Origin of the sequence: Nocardia sp. NPDC058244 (assembly GCF_042882065.1) — a bacterium.
Taxonomy (GTDB): Bacteria; Actinomycetota; Actinomycetes; order Mycobacteriales; family Mycobacteriaceae; genus Nocardia.
This window is the reverse complement of sequence record NZ_JBHVWX010000006.1, coordinates 499,454-517,070: the sequence shown is the minus strand read 5'-3', so window position 1 is coordinate 517,070 and position 17,617 is coordinate 499,454. Positions and strand designations below refer to the sequence as shown.

Here is a 17,617-nt window from a genome sequence, read left to right as displayed (position 1 = left end):
CCTTACGAGCGAGTCAGGGGGATCAAGTCGGCCGGCGCCGAATCGACAGCGGTGACAGGGCTTTCGGTCACCGGGTCGGCCAAGTGCAGCCGCCATCCGTCGACCACCCAGACGACCCTGGCGGTGCTGCGGGTCATCGAGTGGTCGGCATACGAGCAGTAGATGTCGACGCGCGCCTCGGTGAGGGTGTACGCCGCGAGCGTGTAGCCGAGGAGGGTGGGCCGCGAGTCCGACGCGGGGCCGGTGATCGAGATCTGGGCGCGTGCGGTCGCCCATTTGTCGCGGCCGGGCCCGGGGGCGAGCATGCGCTGCCCGACCTGCGGCCATTGCCCGTCCGGGGCCAGCGACATCCGCACGGTCGCGTGGATCGCGGCCAGTGCGGCCCCGGCCGGGGTGCGGTCGAAGTCCGACGCGACCGCGCCCTCGATCAAGCGCGGGCCTTGCTCTGCCACGGGCAGCTCGATGCCCTGCCAGGACCGCCAGCTCACGCCGCTCGGAACCAGTGGCACCGAGCTCGTCGTGGCGGTTGCCGTGCGGTCGGTGTCGGTGCCGGTGCACCCGGTAGCGACGGACAGCAGTGCTGCCAGCATCATCACAGCGACCGCGCCGTGACTGTCGGGTTGCGGTGGATTCTGGGTCATCAGGGTGTCCTTGGTCAGGTGGGCAGGATGGCGATCGCCAGCACGCTGGCCGAGCCGAGTAGCGCGGCGGCGGCCAGGGAGCCGAGGAAGCCTTCGATGGCTTCCTCGCGGTAGATCCGGATCGCGAGCTGGCCGCCGACCCAGGTTGCGCGGGCGATGCAGACCAGCAGCACGAACCAGGCCAGCCAATTCACCAACTGCGTCAGCGGTGAAAGGACTTGGGCGGGCAGGGGTGTGGCGAGCATCAAGCGCCCCGGAACAGGGTCTGGTCGTGCGCTGCTTCCAGCGCGGCGACCACCGCGTCGGCGGCGATACGGGTGTGGGTGGCGATCAGGTCGTGTCCGGCGTCGTCGACGAGGACCCATTCGGCCCACACGGTGTCGGCCAGTTCCGCGACCAGCCGGTGGCCGACGAGCCGGTCCTGTTTGCCTGCCACGATCCAGGTCGGGGTGGCGCGCAGCATGTCTTCGACGACCGCCACATCCGACACCCCTGCCCGCAGCGCGTCCATCAGCGCGCCGATGGACTCGAGGATCGGTAGATCGTTGTCGCAGTCGAGAATGCCGAAGGCGATCCCGAGTTCGCGTTCCAGGCAGTTGCCGGGCTGGCGTACCAGGTCAGCGAGTCCGGATCGGACGGACCGTCGGTCGCCGGGCAGCGCGGGCGCCGGGCAGATCGCGACGACCGCGTCCAGGCGCAGAACCCCGCGGCGGTGACGGAACAGCCACTCCTGCAACAGGATCGCGGCGAAGGACTCCGCGACCAGGATCACCCGGCCGCTGGCGTGGGCGATCACCGTGTCCAGGTCGGCGACCAGCTGCGCCATGCCGGGCAGGCCGGGGTGGAACGGGACTCCGTGACGGTGTCCGCGCTGGTCGTAGACCAGCTGGGCGATCTCGCCACCGAAGTGCTGGTGGATTTCGCTGATCAACGGCGCCATGGAGGTGGCGTCGGCGAGTGGGCCGTGCAGGTAGATCACGGTCGCTGCGGCGTCGCGGCGCCCGTAGCGGGTGAGGACCAGTGGGGTGTCGTCGTCGGTGGTGACGGTGAACCTGCGTCGGTCGCGGGCGCGGTCGCCGGTGCGGGTGAACGGTGTTGCGGTGGTGTGGGATTCGGTCATCTCAGTTGCCTCCCGCCACGGCGGCGTTCATGATCGCGCCGGCGGAGGTGGCGATGATGCCGCCGACCAGGGCCGCGAACACGATCTTGGGGGACTCCACGGCGCCGCCGTGCCAGCGTTCCCACCCGAATTTCCCGCCGGCGTAGATCAGGGCCGCGATCCCGGCCAGCATCACCAACCAGCTCAGGTAGCCGACGAGGTTGGTCAGTTTCTCCCCGCCCGGTGGCCGGGTCGGGTTGACCGTGATCTGCTGCGACAGCACCGAGAGGCTGTCTCCCACAATCGATAGCGTGGACATTCTCATCTCTCCGAATCCTGTTCTTCTGTAGCGGTTTTCAAGGAGGCGGCGAGCACGGCGACGAGCTCGCTGCCGACGCGGTGGACATCGGCGGGCACGGCCTCGGTCAGGCCGGACCGGCGCGGCGGGGCCGGGGTGAAGGGGGTGAACCGGGCGAGCTCGCCCAGTTCGCGTTCGACGAGTTCGTTGTGCCAGCCGATCTCCCACACCAGCTCGGTCAGCTCGGCGATATTGGCGCGGTAGCGGCGCACCGCCGCCGGGACTGCTCCCGGCCGGGCCGCGGTGAGGACGACACCGATGACCTCGACACCGTCGGGGGCCGCGCCGACCATCCATTCGCGGAGCCGGTCCGCGCATGCGACCAGCCCGGGAAGGCACAGCCGTGCCGCGATCACGACCCGCTGCGTGGTCTCCGGCGAGGCAGGCCAGCGTTGCCCGCAATCGGCGGCGGGCGCCCACCACCGGGCCAGCGTCGAGGTTCCGGCACCACCGTGGGCGCCGACGATCGCGACCAGCGGCGGGTGCGCACCAGTGATCGGCAACGGTTCGATGCGATGTGGGGCGCGGCTGGCCGGTGGGTGCACGGTGGCCGGGTCCAACCGTCCGCCGCCGATCGCGTGGAGCCGGTGATCACGAGGGGTCAGGGCGACCATGTCAATTGCCTCGTCTCTGGACGTTGGTGATGACCAAGCCCGAGGGACCGGTAGCGACGTTGACCAGCTGCAGGTAGTCCGAACGAGTCCCGTCGGTCCGGAGCTCGACCACGTGCACCTCGGCGGTGTTCTCGGCGACCACGTCGACCCCGACGCAGTGAGCGACCCCAGCGGGCAAGGCCGCGATCACGGGGGTGAGGCCTTCCCGGGTCACGCCGGACTGCGGCCCGACCAACGCCAGTGCGGCGTCGACGTTGCGTTGCACGTAGTAGGCGTGCTGGAACTTCGCGATCACCCCGGCGACGGTCGTGGTGTCGCCCGCGCCGTCGGTCACTGTCGCCGCCTTGAGCGCGGTGCAGGCCCTCACCCGGTGCGGTGTCGTCGAGCTCGGTGCGGTCGTGGAAGCACTCGCCAGTGTGGGACCGCTCGATGGGGATCTGTTCGGCATGATGGCGACCCCGAAGGCCCCGACCGTGCCGGCGAGGATTCCCACCGCGGCGAGCGCGAACAGGGCTGTCCGAGTGCGGATTCTGAATCCGTTGCCCGGCGCACCGGTTCGGTTGCTCACTGGGTCTGGTGCTGCGGTCGACGAGATCGGCTCTGTCGGCAGGTCTTCGAGTTGGGTGTGGGCGGGCTGTTCGCTATGGCCGTGGGGCTCGTTCAGCCATCCGGCGCCGTGGCCGGGAAGTAGGTCGTCGCGGGGCATGGGATTCACCTCCTCGAACTGGGTGGGGTGGGATGGGTGGCTGGGGCCCTTCGGAGCACACCGCTGGAAGAACCACTGATCGGAGGGGGAACCGAGTGGCAGCCCTTGTGCTCCGAAGGGGTCTAGGGACGCGCGACCGATGTCGCCGGACCGGTCGTGGTCGACGGTGGAATCGGCGGCGTGGTGGTGGTTGGATTCGGCGACGTCGACGGCGGACTCGTGGCCACGGGGACACTGGTCGTCGAGGTCACGGTTGCCGAGGACGAGGGCGGGAAAGCGCTGGCGAGGTCGGTGGCGACGGCGGTGAACCAGGCCGCGGTCGCGGCCAACGGGCTGTCGCCCGCGGTGGTCGCCGCGACCGTGCTGTAACTGCTGCGCCGACCGGAGGAATCGCTGTACTGGGCGGTCGCCGAGGTCGTGTACAGGTCTTGGGTGTCGGTGATCGTGGAAGTGATCGCTTCGAACGCGTCGTTGACCCAGGTACTGATCGACTGCGGCGGGATCAGATCCACGACCGCGTCAGCGACTTTCGTGCCCAGCACCCCGAGGGCGGCGGCCGGGTTCGACAACCCGACGGCGGCGAGTTCGGCGATCGTGGTCGCGGTGAACACCTTCTGCGCGACCGACACGACCGCGTTGAGGCCGATCGTGCCGATCTTGAACAACGCCGAGAGCGCGTCGGATTCGGTCGGCACGCTCGCTGTCGGTGACGAGGCTTCGGCCACGCGTTGGCCGAGGGTCTTCGAGGGCGAGTAGGTCAGCTGGTCGAGGCTGGTGCCGCTGAGGTCGTCGTTGACGACTCCGACCGCGGTGGTGAATGCCGTGCTGACCAGGGCTTGCGCGACTGTCGCGATCGCGGCGACCGGGTCTTTGCCTTCGGTCTGGCCGGAGATGTTGGCGACCGCGCTCAGCAACGGACTGCCCGATTGGACGTCGCAGGTCGCGTCCCCGGCCACGCACAGGTCAGCGACCCGCCCGGCGAGTGCGCCGTAGCTGACCGGGCCCGCCGCCGCGTCGATCCCCGCGCCGGACAGGCCGGTGTTGGTCAGGCTGATCTCGGCGACAGTGGCGCCGTCGGTGCCCGGCGCCGCGGTCGGGGTGCTGGCGTTGTCGGTGCCCGGCAGCACCCCGGTCGCGGCGCGCCGCGAGGGATTGGCCAGCAGCGCGACCGCGGCAACCTTCTCCGCTGGAACACGGGACCGTCCTGCACCTGCCTCTTCTGCGAAAGTTGCCGCCGCTGCGGCACCTTCGGCGTACCCCGCGACAGCGATCTGGGCCGAGGGGCACCGTTCGATCACTCCGGCGGCGAGTTCTTCGATCTGGTCGGCCGCGGTGCTCATCGCGGTGGCGTAGTTCGCGCCCCCGATGTCGGCGCCGAACACGATGTAGGAGCGCTCGATTCCCGCACCGGCGTTGCTGGCGATCCGGCCGAAGGCCTGTCCCAGGACGCCGGTGTCGCCGGTGTCCACGGTCGTGGCCGCGCCTTCCTCGCTGCTCTGGACGCCGAGGACGTAGAGCAGCGGGCAAGTCAACTTCGCCGTGCCCGAGGTGCTCGGCGCGGTGCTGGAGGGATCGGCGACGGTGATCGCCGACCCGCTGATCGTGACTGTCACGGCCAGGGCGACTGTCGCGATGATTCGTGTCACGTGATGGGTTACGGTGCGGTTCATCGGCTTCGGCTTCCTCTCGCGGTTTCGTCGGTGGTCGGCCTGCCCGCGCCCGTGCAGGGGCGGGCGCGGGCAGGCGTGTCAGGTGGCTTGCAGGGGTCCTTCGCGACCGGAGGACCGGCGGGTGAATCCCGCGCGCAGGGTGGTGAAGACGTCGGGGACGCCGAGGTCGGCGGCGCCGAGGTGGCCGGTGTCGTATTCCGACCACGACACCGCCACCTCGCGGGAGGTGTACTCGGCGAACAGTTCCCGCCCGGACTCCACGGGAACGAGGCCGTCGGCCAGCCCGTGGTAGAGGTGCACCGGGACCAGCGGGGTATCGGTGCCGATGACCTCGTTGGTCAACACGTAGCGCCAGACCGGGTCGTTCCACGGGTCGGGGCGTTCGCACCACACCGACAGGGGTTGCAGGTACTCCACCATCAGCCGCGACTGGTCGAGCTGGGACGCGTGGTGTACCGCGCGCAGGCCGTCGTCGGTGAGCAGGTGGTCCACGGGCAGGTAGGAGTAGGCCCGCATCAGCCCGACCATTCCCGCGAACGCCAACCCCGCCCACGCGCCGCCGTCGAGAGCGGTGATCAACGCGCGTGGATCTCGGATCACCGCACCGGCCGCGACCGCCCGCAGATCCAGATCGGGGGCGTAGCCCGGCTGGCGTTCGGCCGCCGCCACAGCGGCCCTACCGCCGTCGGCGTAGCCCCAGAACGCGACCGGCCGCGGACGGCGGCCCGCGGCGGCGGGTTTGGTCAGGGCGATGGCCAGGTCCAGGACCGCGTGCGCGCCCGCTTCTTCGGCGAGGAAGTGGTGCGGTGCCAGGCCGGTGATGCCCAGGCCGATGCCGTCGGGGACGGCGACGGTCCATTCCTGGGCCAGCGCCGCGGCGATGCTGCTGGTGTCGGGTTCGGTGCCGGCGACGAGCAGTTGCGAGGGGGCGCACCGGCCGCCGAGACCGTGGAAGGTCGGAACGTAGACCACCACGGGAGGGCGCGCGGTGCCGTTCCCGGTCCGGGTCTTCGGTTCCAGGACGATGCCCGAGGCCGGCATCGGGACCCCGCGACCCGCGCGGGTCGTGTAGACCACCTGCCAGGCCCGACCCACACCCGCCAGGTGCGGGACGGTGACGTTACGAGTGCGCAGGACGACGCCGTGCTCGGCGCGAGCGCTCAGCGCGGTGTTGTTGTAGAAGGGGTCGATGGGTTCGGTGCCGGTCATCACCGGGCTCCGGCGATGTCGTGGGCCAGCGCGACCATCCACGCGATACCCGAATTCATCTGCCCGGTCAGGGCGTATCCGTTGTGGCGCCCGACCGTGTCGGCGAACCGCCACCACGTGACCGGGTTGACCAACTCGGCGTTCTCCGCCGCCAACTGTCCCCACGCCGCACCGAGCTGCGCGATCAACTTCCCCACGACCAGCGGATTTGCCGTAACTGCCGCGAGGATCTCGTTCCACCGCGCGCCCGCTGCCGCAGCGTCGGGGCTGGGCGTGCGGGGGTCACCGGCATCGACGAGCCGATCCCCGAGACTGGCCTGCGGCGTGTAGTCGACGTTGCCCGGACCGACCTGGAAGTCGTTGAGGACAACGGTGTTCCAGGCGTCCCCGAGCGCGCTCGACAACGCCGAGCTCAGGGTCGAGACGGCGCCGATCGGGTTGGTCAGGTCGGCTTGGGCGAACAGTTCCGCGCCGAGGCGAAGGACCGCGGCTTGCCCGGGTGCCGAGCAGGCGAGGTCGCCGTCGCTGCAGATGTCGGCGACCCGGCCGGTCAGCTCGCCGTACCCGTCGGCCGTCGTGGCGATCCCCGCTCCCCCGGCCGGTGCGGCCAGCACCTGCACCGTCGACACCGCCGCACCGGTCGTGCCCGGTGCCGCGTCGGGCACGGTCTGGCCCGGCCGTCCGGGGAAGACCGGCTCGAGCTGACCGCGGTCGGGGTTGGCATACAGCGCGATCCCGGCCACCCGATCCGCGGAGACAGGTCCGTTGCCGGAGCCGACGTCGCGGGCGAAGCTCGCCATCGCTTGGGCGCCTTGGGAGTAGCCGACTCCGGCGAGCATCGTGTTCGGGCAGGCCTCGATGATCTGCGCTGCGGCGGCGTCGAGGTTGGCTCGCGCACCCGAGACCGACGACACGTAGGGGTCGGCGCCGCCGCCCGGGACGATGCCACCGAACCCGGCCTCGTAGCCGATGTAGGCGCGCTGCACCAACGCCGGGACGGTGGACACGACCGGCCCGATCAGCGACCCGACCACCCCGGTATCGGCGAGCGGGTCTGCGGTCGGTGAGGACTGACCGGTGCCCTGCACCCCGAGGAGGTATAGGGCTGGGCAGCCGTGGATCGGCACCGCGCTCGCAGGACCGACCGAGGTTGTGGCGGTCACCGCTGCGGCGCCCACCACCGCGGCCACCGCGGCCGCGACGACCCGACCGGTCATTGGCCGACTCCGACACCGGCGCCGAACCCGGCGCCGATAGTGCCGCCGACGACCGCGCCGACGACGGCGACCGGGACTCCGGCGATCGCCGCACCGGCCGCCGCACCGGCCGCGCCGCCCAGGGCGGTTCCGGCGACGCCGCTGGTGACCTGGCCGACGATCGGGACCGGCACCATGATGCCCAGCGCGGCCCCGGCGATCCCGCCGACGGTGCCGCCGATCAGCGCGCCGACGGTGGCCCCGGCCGCGGCGGCGGGGGCGCCGAGCACGGTCGCCCCGGCCGCGCCGCCGAGTCCGGCGCCGCCCAGGACCGCACCGGAGACACGGTCGGAGCGTCCGGCCGGGATGCCGATCGAATCCAGGGCTGTGGCGACTTGAGCTTCGGCTCCGGCGGCGGTGTTGTTGATCGTGTCGCGGACCTCGACCGGGAGCCAGTCCGGGCTCGGGGTCTGGAACTCTCCGATCCGGATCGTGTTCTCCGGCGGGGTGATCGGCGCGACCGGCTCCACCGGTTCGGGCAGGTGCAGTTCCTCGATCCGCACCGGCTCGACCGGTTCCTCCACACTCGGCGCGGGCCGCGACGGCCCCTTGCGGACCTCGGCGGGCTGCTCGTAGTACTGCGGCACCGGAGCCGGTTCCGGCTGAGGTTTCAGCTCGGGAGCCGTTGGTGGCGTGGGGGTTTCGGTGCCAGGCTGCGCGGAGCCGTCCAGGCCGCCCTGGTCGGCGATTGCACTCAGGGGCGGGGCGGCGTGGGCGGGTGCGGCTGCTCCGATGGCGATGGCGACCGGTATCGCTGCGGCGATGAGCAGCGTGCTGGCTCGACGGGTGGCGGGAGTTCTGTGGCGACCTCGCACCGCGCTTTCGTGGGTGGTCGGGGAGTTTTCGGGCATGACAGGTAGACCTCTCTCGTCGAAAGGTGAAGCTGAGGGGTTGTGCCGCAGCCGGATTGGACGTCGTGCGCGGCGAGAATGTTCTGTACGGAGCCTGCGGGGCACCGCCGGTCAGTGATGCACCGAGCTCGGCGGTGCCTCTCGACGGGTCAGAGGAAGTGCAGCACCAGGTTCAGCGCGTTGCCGGCCAGAGCCAGCACGTTCGACGCCAGCGACAGCCCCGCGTTGAGGTAGCTGACGATCACGATGGGGTCCACAGGATTTCCTTTCTCGAATGGATTTCGTCTTGCGATATCCATTCAATCCACGAAACCTGGTGCGCCGCTACCTCGTTGGCTTATCAGTTTTGATACGTCAAAAATGACAAGTCGAGAATTGCCTCCTGCGCAGGTGATTCGCCAAATTTGGGCGGAAAAGAAGTTTTCGAAGAGGCACCCAGCGGACCGCCCCGGAGTGACCCGGACCACACAAATTCTACGGTTTCGGCGAACGCCCACGTTCACCATGGCGAGACGCGAGGGCAAACCTTGCCGCACGAAAGGTGTTCTGGTACAACCAAAGCCATCACCGCGTGGTGATGCTCAGATCAAACCTCACAATCCGTGATGTCCAACACGAGCTCCTGGGGGGGAGCCACATGACGCAGAAGTCTCCGCGCAGCAGTCCCGGCCGTCGCCGACCTGACCCCGATCCGCCACCCATCTCGATTCCCGAGTTCAGCACCACCCTCCGGTGGCTACGCGAGAGCCGCGGGCTCTCGCGGGAAGAAGCAGCGATAGTCCTCGAGTTCAGTGCCGTTCACCTCGGTCGATTCGAACGCGGTGAATCGCTGCCGTCGGCCAAGTTCATGGAACTGATCATCTCCGGGTACCGGCTGGGTCCGGCGATGGCCGCCCATCTGCGCGACCTCGCCATCCCGGCGATTCAGCTGTCGCCGGCCCCGTACCTTCGCACCTGGGTTCAACGCGATCCTTCCCTGCTGTCGAACCTCGACCGATTCCAGACTCGGAACATCCCGGCCGCATATGTCGATCCGCTGTGGAATGTGTTGGCACACAACGATCTGTTCGCCGAGGTCCTGCCCGGGATCGGCGAAAGCCGGTCGTTGCCGGTGTGGATGTTCACCGACACAGGCAAGGCCGCCGTGGTCGATCCCGAGGCCGAAGGCGCCTGGTCGGTGTCGATGCTCAAGGGCATCATGGGCAAGTACCGCGACTCCGAGCAGGCCCGGGAACTCGTCACCGCACTGACCCCGAACGAAGAAGCTCAGCGCTTCTGGGCGGCCGGCTCCGACATCTCCTTCGGGCGCGACTCCCGGTTCCTGCTCCACGCCCACAGCCCCGGCGGCGTCCCGGTCTCCTACCAGCTCACCCTGACCGAGAGCATCCTGGCCCACCACATCCAGCTCTTCACCGCCACCCCCGAGCCATACTCCGGACCCGAAATCACCTAGTCAGGAAGCGATCCCGACCGGCGCAGTGGAGTCCATCCACTGCGCCGGAGGTGTTTCCATGACCGTTCACAGCAGCATCAACCGCTGACCGTGAACGCGAACAACCTCGAATTCGACACCGCCCACGAAATACCGGTGGCGAACTCGGCAAATCTCAGGTTTCCTGGATAAGGAAGAGCCATTGATCGGGCAGAAACACGGTGCCCGATGCAAATTCACGACAACACCACGACACACCTGGCGCGCGAAAATTCTCGGTCCGATCGCGCGCCGCTGTCTCGCCACAGCGCTACAGCACGTCGGCTCCCAGCGCGGTGTAACAGGTTCAGTCTTGCCGAATTCAGTTCCAACGCAGCAGCCCAGCTGAAGACCAGTCTCCGGCGAACCCAGAAATATTGCCGAGACGCGGCGAATCTCGGGATCAACCGGCCTTCCCGGTGCCTCCTCCACCGCGCCCGCGGGATCCAGCCCGACGACCCCGGCGGCAGCCGTGTCTGCTGAACCTCCACCCGGCCCCACGCCGCCGCTGCGCCGGTGGGTCAACACCAAGATCGCCGCCTCGCACGTCGGCGTCCATCCCGAGGTGCTGCGCCGTTGGGCGCGCAAACCAAGCAACCACCCGTGGCTACCCAAGCCCATCCGGGTCGGAAAGGAATTCCGTTGGGACATCGACGCACTCGACACCGCCCTGACGAACCTGGCCGACCAGACAGAGGAGCCCGACGATGAGGCGGGGTAGACCACCACGGCCCCTCGGGGTCCCCGGCAAGCCGATGCTCCGCTCCGGAATGGTCATCGGTGGATGCGCCGGGTCCGGTGGTCAACGTGCTAGGCGATCCGGTACCGATCGATGCCGAGGTCCGCGAGAATTTGCTCGATCATGGTGGCGTCCCTGTCCGTGGACTCGTCAACCACCAGCCCCGAGTCCAGACTGATCACGATGACGTGCCCGGTATCCCGCGATGGGTCGATGTCGAGGCTGACACCCACGTCGCCGGAGTCCCTCACATGCTGTCTCACAAGAAAGACGTCGTGCGGGGCATCGCCCAAGCCGCTACCGGCCGACCCGGACGTGATGGCGAGATAGGTTCGGCCACTGTGGCTCTGCGCGTAGCCGACCAGCGCCACATCGTCGGAAGAGGCGATACGAGTCGCGAAGGTACGTCGAATCGGGTTCTCGGTACGGTGGCGATAGTCGACTAGATCGCCCACCGTTACGACAGCCAACTGGTGCCGTTCGGCGAAGCGTCTGCTCGCATCCGTGCAGCGAAGTAGGCCGTCGTCGTCGACGAGGTGCGCCAACACTGCCGCCGGTGCGCGCCCCGCCAACCTGGCCAGGTCGATCCCGGCCTCGGCGGGTGCGGCGAGTTCCAATACTCCGCCTGTGCGTGCCGGTACCGGCACGACGTGACCGGGACGGGTCAGATCGGTTGCCTGGCTGTGCGGGTTCGCAAGCACACGCGCTGTGGTGGCTCGATCGGCTGCCGAGATGCCCGTGGTGATTCCTGCCGCGGCATCCACACTGACCGCGTACGCCGACCTGGGCTGATTCGGATGTGCGCCGATCGCCGGCGGAATAGCAAGGCGCTCCAGCTCGCGCCCAGGCCTGGCCACGCAGACGAATCCCGACGTGTGCCGGACTACGAACGACATGATTCCGGTGGTGATGAACTCCGCCGCCGCCATGAGGTGACCCTTGTCGTCATCCAGGACGACGACCGGCCGACCACGAGCTATGTCGAGCAGTGCGCGCTCCACCGCGAGCGTGGTCGGCGCGGACCCGAATTCCAGCACAGGAGCAAACCCGGCCGGCGCAGTGCGGCTCATAGTCATGCCTCCACCAGAGCGGAACGCCGACCGACCGAACGTGCATCCATCTCCAGCCCGAACTCGACGGGGCCGACGGTCACCTGCGATCCATCACAGCGAACCGTCATCACCGCCCGACACCGACCACTGGCGTCAAGTAGGTCGTTCTCGAGCCAGAGGACTGGGGCCGCGTGGTCGAGCCCCAGATCACGGGCGGACTCATCGGCGGCGGGCAAGATGGTCATCCGCACCCGGGTATCGACGATGTCCAACCCGCTGCGAGACAACCATGAACTGAGACCACCACTGTGGCCGACAGCGTCGACCGTCGACAGAGGCTGACCCGGGGCGATGCCGAGATAGGCGACGACGAGCCCGACCTGACGCGGGCCTGCGCACAACCGGCCCTCGAGGAGGAGTACCCGATCGGCATCGGCGAACAGCCTGCTGCGAATGATCGGCGGCGCCGGGATGAGTTCGGCCACCACCGCGTCGATGTGCGCGTTGTCGCCACGTGGGCGAGGCCACCACAGCGCGCGAAGATCGGGGCCGAGCTGGATCTTCGGTGGCCGGATGAACGTACCGGACCTGGGCGCGCGTACGAGCAGACCTTCGATCGTCATACGCGCGAGCACTTTCCGGACAGTGGTCCGGCTCGCCGACAGCTGCCGGACCAGGTCGGCTTCGACCAGCCGAGACCCCGGCGGCAGCCCGGAGAGGACTTGGGAGAGCACCAGATCGTAGGTGCGGCTCACCGAATTGTTGCTGGTGTCGGGCCGGGGCCGCAGCTTCTCGAATTCGCGAGCGCGCAGATGGGGCGGAGCGGCGATCGGATGAACGGGCATGGAAACCCCTAGGAGGACGAGACCGTATTCAAGGCTCTTTATTGTATACAGAAATCATAACTTCTCGACACTCGTGCACCCCATTTTGTGGCAACCGAGGGATCTAGTAACATTCTGTATACAAATAGAGGTTCCGTTGCTGGAGATCGGAGCGTATGCGAAGCTCCGGCGGGTGCTCGACAATCGTGAGGCGGCATGTCAGCTGTGAAGAAGAACAACCGGGATCCTCGTCGCGATGCCGTCGCAGAGGCCTTGCGCACCAGCATCATGTCCGGCGAGCTCAAGCCGGGCGATCGCCTGCGCGAAGAGCTCCTGGCCGAACAGTTCGGCGTATCCCGGGTGCCGATCCGGGAGGCCCTGAGCCGGCTCGAATCCGAGGGGTTCGTGACGATCACGCCGTTCCGCGGCGCGGCGGTATCCGATTCGTCGAAGCAGGACGTCCTCGAACTGATCCAGGTGCGACGTGGGCTGGAAGTACTCGCGGCACAGCTGGCCGCCGACGCACGCGGTGGCTCCGTACGCGACCGGCTCACCACGGTGGTCCGGTTCGGCCACCAGGCAACGCGTGAGCATCGCCTCGGCGACAGCGCCGATCTCACCATCGAGTTCCACCAGCTGGTAGCCGAGGCTTCGGGCAACGCGACACTGCAACAGATGATCGACACGATGCTGCAGCGGATTTCCTGGGGGTTTTCGATGGCCGTCGATCACGGCGACGACGTGTCCTGGGCCGACCACAGCGCGATCGCCGCCGCGATAATCCATGGATCCGCCGCCTCTGCGGGCTACCTGATGGGCGAGCACATCGCCAAGGACGAAGCACTTTTCCTCGCGCGACTCGACGAGGCCGGCCGCACGACGACCACCGACTAGTCCACGGTTCGTGCGGCAGACACCCGGATCAAGCTCGGGCAGCACCCCACGACAACCGCTACTGCAGCCAAACCCAGTGCAGCGGAACAGAATACCGCCGCGTTCGGCCCCAGCGACGCCGAGGCCAGACCGACGAGGACCAGTCCGACCGGCATCGAACCCACTGCCATGCTGACCAGGCCCAGCGCGATACCCCGTTCGGCGGCCGGAACCGCTTCGATGGCGAGCAGACTCTGCATCGCGCCGAATCCGGCCTGACCGACGCCGGCGAACAGCAGGCCGAGTAAGGCGAGGGCGAGCCAGGGGGCAGCGGCCGAGATCACCAGTCCGAGCAGCGCGACCACAGACCCCAGTGTGAAGAACACCTGCGCTCGCCCGATCGGCCGCGCCCCGAGTACGATCCCGGCGCCGACCTGACCGATCCCGGCAGCCGCGCCGAGTAGGCCCGCGATCAACGCCCCTGACCCGAAGCGGTGCGCGATCGCGGGAATCAGCGGCAGGAAGGTGAAGTAACAGACGTTCATCACCACGGTGACGGCAAGCAGCCCAACGATCAGCGAATTATGTCGCAGCAGAGCGTAACTGGCGCCGATCTGCTCGGCGAGCGTCACGGAGTCCGGTACCGCCGTGGTCCGGCCGTAGTCGGCGGGCACCCGCCACCAGGCGACCGTGGCGAGGCTGAGTATCACGGCGAGACAAGCGAAGAAGGCCGAGATTCCGATCGTGTCGATCAGCACGCCACCCAGCACTCCACCCACAATGCCCGCCGCGGCCTGCGCGATCGAATCACTGACGAGCGCCGGGCCGGACAATCCCGGCCCCACCAGTTCATAGATGAGTGGTCGCTGGGCCACTCCTTCGATGAGCGCACCCACACCGAGCAACGTCATATAGCCGAACGACGCCCACAGGCCGACGCCGACAGTCCATTCCAGGCCGGCCATCCCGATCGTGGCCGGGATCAGGCAGGCCCACGTGATCAGCAGCAGCCTGCGGCGATCGAACTTGTCGCTGACCGCACCCGCAAGGAAGCCGCCGACCAGCATCGGCAGAAAGAACACCGCGCCCGCGAGCTGGTTGACCAGTGGTGATCCGGTCCTCGCGAGGATCAGGTAGTTCATCGCGAAGAACCCGCCCCAGCGAAAGACATGCCAGAGCCAGCATCGCCACTGCAATGCGGCGAATCCGGGCGTTCGGTAGAGCGCACCCCAACGGCCGAGGCGCCGCGGTGCGCCGGTGGCGGCAACGGTCAGGTCGTCGGTGGTCATGTCGCGGTGCCGAATCCTTCCTCGACGTCTCCGCCGTCGGCGGACACCGCAGCACCGTAGCCCGGCCGCATCGCGGTTCTCGGTGCGCGTAATGAAGGATTTACGTGCCGACGGGATCGCAGTAATACCGCGCACTTTGTATACAGAGTAGCGATACCCTGACCGATCCCCAGGAGGCTTCATGACTGTCGTCGTCGTCGGAAACCCCAAGCCGATGTCGCGGACCCGCGCCGCGGCCGAGCTGATCGCACACCGGCTCACCGGCACCGAGCCCACGGCGGTGATCGATGTCATCGATCTCGGACCCGGACTGTTGCGGTGGGGTGACGAGGCCGTCGCACGCGCCAAAGCGATCGTGTGCGCGGCCAACTCGCTGATCGTCGCCTCACCCACCTACAAGGGCGCGTACACCGGACTGCTCAAGATGTTCCTCGACCAGTTCGGGCGCGGCGAACTCGACCAGAAGCCGACCTTCGCGGTCATGCTCGGCGCGGGCCCCGAACACGCGCTCGCCCCGGAATTGGTGCTGCGGCCGGTGCTCGTCGAGATCGGTGCGAGTTGTCCGGCACCCGGGCTCTACCTACTCGAATCCGACTACGTCGACTCACCGGAACTGGCCCGCTGGCTCACCCTCGCGCGCCCGCATCTGTCCGGAGGACGATCATGACCAGCGCCGACGCGACATTGATCACGGCCCAGAAGGACGGCTTCGACGTGGGCGTGCTGCGCGAGGCATTCGGGTGTTTCCCCAGTGGGGTCACCGCGTTCTGCGCGATGGTCGACGGTAGGCCGATCGGCATGGCCGCGAGTTCGTTCACGAGCGTCTCCCTGGACCCGGCGCTGGTATCGGTGTGTGTCGGCGAATCGTCGACGACGTGGCCACATCTGGCCAATCGCGACACCCTGGGTCTGAGTGTGCTGTCGAGTGCCCACGGCCCGGTCGCGCGGGCACTGTCGGCGCGCTCGTCCGACCGGTTCGGCGATATCGACTGGATCGCCACCGAACGCGGCGCCGTCTTCGTCCACGGGGCGACTCTGTGGCTCGAATGTGCGCCGTACGCGGCGGTGCCCGCCGGTGACCACACCATCGTGATCCTGCGGATCGTCGCGCTGGCCATGCGCCCCGATATCGAGCCGATGGTCTTTCACCGCAGCGGCTTCCACGGCGTCGCCGCGCGCTGATTCGCCATCCACAACCATCGTTTGTATACAAACAAGGAGTTAGATTGTTGATCACCGATGTCCGGCCGTGGGGGCGTTCACCTGTCGACATCGTGGTGCGCGGCGACACGATCTCCGAGATACGTACGAGTCGAACCGGGCTCGGCACCGACGACGTGGTGCTGGAGGGCGAGGGACGGCTGGCGCTGCCCACATTCGTCAACGCCCATGCGCACGTGGACAAGTCGTGGTGGGGTCTGCCGTGGATCCCGTCCGGCGGCGGGGACGACACCATCGATCGGATCGCCTACGAACGCGCACAGCGCTCGGCCGTGCCGATTCCGAGTGTCGACGCCACTGTCGGTGTCCTTCGAGAATTCTTGCGGCACGGTACTACTCGGGTGCGCAGTCACGTCGATGTCGATCTCGGCGTCGGGCTCGACGGAATCCACACGGTGCGTGCGGCGGTGGCCGCCCTCGACGGCTTGGTCGACGTCGAGCTGGTTGCGTTTCCTCAGGACGGTGTGATTCGTCGCGATGGCGTCCTCGCCCTGCTGGACGCCGCCGCGGCGGCCGGCGCCGATTGCATCGGTGGGATCGATCCGGCGACGCTGGATCGTGATCCGGTGGGCCAGCTCGACGGTATCTTCGACATCGCTGACCGCCGCGGCGTGGGGATCGACATCCACCTGCACGATGCGGGCGAGCTCGGAGCGTTCCAGCTCGAACTGATCGCCGAACGGACCCGCGCCTGCGGTATGCAGGGCCAGGTGACGATCTCCCACGGCTACGCGATCGCCGAGATCGGCCCCGACCCTCGGGAGCGCCTACTCGATCGGTGCGCCGATGCCGGGATGATGTGGGTCACCAGCGCGAAAGCGTTGCTGCCGTGGCGCGCGATGCTGCGCCGGGGAATCGGACTCGGATTCGGCACCGACGGGGTGCGCGATCTGTGGTCTCCGTTCGGGGACGGCGACCTGCTGCGGGCGGCGTGGACGTTCGCGCATCTGCACAACCTGCGCACCGACGAGGACCTGGCCCTGGTGATCGAGTTGGCGACGACGCAGGCGGCGCCTTTCGTCGGCGGCCCGGTGCATGATCTGGTGCCAGGGGCTCGTGCCGACCTGGTCCTGATCGAGGCGGAGAACCTCGGCGACGTCCTGGTCCGCGTGCCTCAATGCCGGACTGTTGTGGCCGGCGGCCGGATCGCGGTCACCGACGGCGTGCTGGCGTAGCACGCGCACGGTCCGGGCCGCGACACCATGGTGCCGCGGCCCGGACCGGCAGCTCAGAATTCGAGAAGGTTCTCGCGGAACGTGGAATAGTTGTAGCCGTCGCGAATGAGTCCGCGCCTGCGCAGTGCCGGGGCGAGCCCGTCGGCGATCTCGGCGATGTGCCGACGGGTGACCGGTGGTGAGAGCAGGAATCCGTCGCCACCGACCTCGTCCATGACTTCACCCATCTTGGCCGCGACCGTGTCCGGCGAGCCACAGAAATCGAGCGCGCCGTGCAAACGGAAGCCTCCTGTGATGGCTTCGCGTAGCGTCTTTCCCTTGGCTCGCTCGACGAAGGAACGCAAACTGCTCGTTTCGCCGTTGCCGACGATGTCGGCGACCGGAGCGTCCAGATCGGCCTCGGAGAAGTCGTATTCGCCACCGGTCGAGTAGGTGATCGCCCACAGCTGGTCCTCGATCGCCGCCTGTGACTTCGCGGCGGTGTTCATTTCCTCCAACCGCAGACGAGCCGCAGCATCACTGTCCCCCAGAATCGGATCGATCAAGAACATGATCTTGCACTCATCCGG

The 17,617-nt window shown here is 68.2% G+C and carries 19 protein-coding genes and 1 pseudogene; 6 read left to right on the top strand and 14 right to left on the bottom strand.

What is annotated here, in order from left to right; all coding sequences use genetic code 11:
* Positions 1 to 2: 2 nt before the first annotated feature.
* The 10 genes from ACFVW6_RS21835 to ACFVW6_RS21790 all read right to left on the bottom strand — a co-directional run bounded on the left by ACFVW6_RS21835 (position 3) and on the right by ACFVW6_RS21790 (position 8,404).
* On the bottom strand, positions 3 to 641 hold the full coding sequence (locus ACFVW6_RS21835) for a hypothetical protein (protein ID WP_378830970.1): 639 nt from the start codon (positions 639 to 641) through the stop codon (positions 3 to 5).
* 14 nt (positions 642 to 655) lie between these two features.
* Entirely contained in the window at positions 656 to 886 is a 231-nt protein-coding gene (locus ACFVW6_RS21830; RefSeq protein WP_189022571.1) for a hypothetical protein, read from the bottom strand.
* Positions 886 to 1,761, bottom strand: coding sequence for an alpha/beta hydrolase (locus ACFVW6_RS21825; RefSeq protein WP_378830974.1), 876 nt, complete (start codon positions 1,759 to 1,761; stop codon positions 886 to 888). The genes ACFVW6_RS21830 and ACFVW6_RS21825 overlap by 1 nt, the downstream gene beginning before the upstream one ends.
* Position 1,762: 1 nt before the next feature.
* Positions 1,763 to 2,041 (bottom strand): hypothetical protein, encoded by a 279-nt coding sequence (locus tag ACFVW6_RS21820; RefSeq protein WP_378830976.1) that lies wholly within the window; start codon positions 2,039 to 2,041, stop codon positions 1,763 to 1,765.
* Positions 2,042 to 2,061: 20 nt separating this feature from the next.
* Positions 2,062 to 2,601 (bottom strand): hypothetical protein, encoded by a 540-nt coding sequence (locus tag ACFVW6_RS21815; RefSeq protein ID WP_378830979.1) that lies wholly within the window; start codon positions 2,599 to 2,601, stop codon positions 2,062 to 2,064.
* Positions 2,602 to 2,713: 112 nt separating this feature from the next.
* Positions 2,714 to 3,418, bottom strand: coding sequence for a hypothetical protein (locus tag ACFVW6_RS21810; protein ID WP_378830982.1), 705 nt, complete (start codon positions 3,416 to 3,418; stop codon positions 2,714 to 2,716).
* A gap of 122 nt (positions 3,419 to 3,540) precedes the next feature.
* Positions 3,541 to 5,088 carry a cutinase family protein gene (locus ACFVW6_RS21805; protein WP_378830984.1) on the bottom strand — a complete coding sequence of 516 codons (1,548 nt, stop codon included), beginning with the start codon at positions 5,086 to 5,088 and terminating at the stop codon, positions 3,541 to 3,543.
* A gap of 78 nt (positions 5,089 to 5,166) precedes the next feature.
* Positions 5,167 to 6,297 (bottom strand): lipase family protein, encoded by a 1,131-nt coding sequence (locus tag ACFVW6_RS21800; protein ID WP_378830986.1) that lies wholly within the window; start codon positions 6,295 to 6,297, stop codon positions 5,167 to 5,169.
* A complete protein-coding gene (locus ACFVW6_RS21795; protein ID WP_378830989.1) occupies positions 6,297 to 7,514 on the bottom strand; it encodes a cutinase family protein in 1,218 nt (405 codons plus the stop codon). Before ACFVW6_RS21795 ends, ACFVW6_RS21800 begins: the two co-directional genes overlap by 1 nt.
* The gene (locus ACFVW6_RS21790) at positions 7,511 to 8,404 is read right to left on the bottom strand and encodes a hypothetical protein (protein WP_378830991.1); all 894 of its coding nucleotides are present in this window, start codon (positions 8,402 to 8,404) and stop codon (positions 7,511 to 7,513) included. The genes ACFVW6_RS21795 and ACFVW6_RS21790 overlap by 4 nt, the downstream gene beginning before the upstream one ends.
* 541 nt (positions 8,405 to 8,945) lie before the next feature.
* Here ACFVW6_RS21790 and ACFVW6_RS21785 point away from each other — a divergent pair.
* Both ACFVW6_RS21785 and ACFVW6_RS21780 read left to right on the top strand, forming a co-directional pair.
* Positions 8,946 to 9,857 carry a helix-turn-helix domain-containing protein gene (locus ACFVW6_RS21785; protein ID WP_378830993.1) on the top strand — a complete coding sequence of 304 codons (912 nt, stop codon included), beginning with the start codon at positions 8,946 to 8,948 and terminating at the stop codon, positions 9,855 to 9,857.
* A gap of 490 nt (positions 9,858 to 10,347) precedes the next feature.
* The gene (locus tag ACFVW6_RS21780) at positions 10,348 to 10,596 is read left to right on the top strand and encodes a hypothetical protein (protein ID WP_378830996.1); all 249 of its coding nucleotides are present in this window, start codon (positions 10,348 to 10,350) and stop codon (positions 10,594 to 10,596) included.
* Positions 10,597 to 10,685: 89 nt separating this feature from the next.
* Here the strand turns inward: ACFVW6_RS21780 and ACFVW6_RS21775 are convergent, their stop codons facing one another.
* Entirely contained in the window at positions 10,686 to 11,684 is a 999-nt protein-coding gene (locus ACFVW6_RS21775) for a 3,4-dihydroxy-2-butanone-4-phosphate synthase (RefSeq protein WP_378830998.1), read from the bottom strand.
* 2 nt (positions 11,685 to 11,686) lie between these two features.
* Positions 11,687 to 12,421: a GntR family transcriptional regulator gene (locus ACFVW6_RS21770; RefSeq protein WP_378831001.1), complete on the bottom strand. Its 735-nt coding sequence runs from the start codon at positions 12,419 to 12,421 to the stop codon at positions 11,687 to 11,689.
* A 294-nt stretch (positions 12,422 to 12,715) separates the two neighbouring features.
* Here ACFVW6_RS21770 and ACFVW6_RS21765 point away from each other — a divergent pair, with 294 nt between their 5' ends.
* The gene (locus tag ACFVW6_RS21765) at positions 12,716 to 13,384 is read left to right on the top strand and encodes a GntR family transcriptional regulator (RefSeq protein ID WP_378831003.1); all 669 of its coding nucleotides are present in this window, start codon (positions 12,716 to 12,718) and stop codon (positions 13,382 to 13,384) included.
* On the opposite strand, the gene ACFVW6_RS21760 is transcribed toward ACFVW6_RS21765, so the two are convergent.
* A complete protein-coding gene (locus ACFVW6_RS21760; RefSeq protein ID WP_378831005.1) occupies positions 13,381 to 14,652 on the bottom strand; it encodes an MFS transporter in 1,272 nt (423 codons plus the stop codon). The two genes, ACFVW6_RS21765 and ACFVW6_RS21760, sit on opposite strands and share 4 nt — an antisense overlap.
* Before the next feature lie 181 nt (positions 14,653 to 14,833).
* On the opposite strand from ACFVW6_RS21760, the gene ACFVW6_RS21755 reads away from it, so the two are divergent.
* The 3 genes from ACFVW6_RS21755 to ACFVW6_RS21745 are packed head-to-tail and all read left to right on the top strand — an operon-like array spanning position 14,834 to position 17,048.
* Positions 14,834 to 15,319 (top strand): NADPH-dependent FMN reductase, encoded by a 486-nt coding sequence (locus ACFVW6_RS21755; protein ID WP_378831008.1) that lies wholly within the window; start codon positions 14,834 to 14,836, stop codon positions 15,317 to 15,319.
* On the top strand, positions 15,316 to 15,834 hold the full coding sequence (locus ACFVW6_RS21750; RefSeq protein WP_378831010.1) for a flavin reductase family protein: 519 nt from the start codon (positions 15,316 to 15,318) through the stop codon (positions 15,832 to 15,834). Before ACFVW6_RS21755 ends, ACFVW6_RS21750 begins: the two co-directional genes overlap by 4 nt.
* A gap of 44 nt (positions 15,835 to 15,878) precedes the next feature.
* Positions 15,879 to 17,048 (top strand): amidohydrolase family protein, encoded by a 1,170-nt coding sequence (locus ACFVW6_RS21745; RefSeq protein ID WP_378831012.1) that lies wholly within the window; start codon positions 15,879 to 15,881, stop codon positions 17,046 to 17,048.
* 53 nt (positions 17,049 to 17,101) lie between these two features.
* Here ACFVW6_RS21745 and ACFVW6_RS21740 read toward each other — a convergent pair.
* Positions 17,102 to 17,617 (bottom strand): annotated as a pseudogene (locus ACFVW6_RS21740) (FMNH2-dependent monooxygenase); the annotation flags it as partial.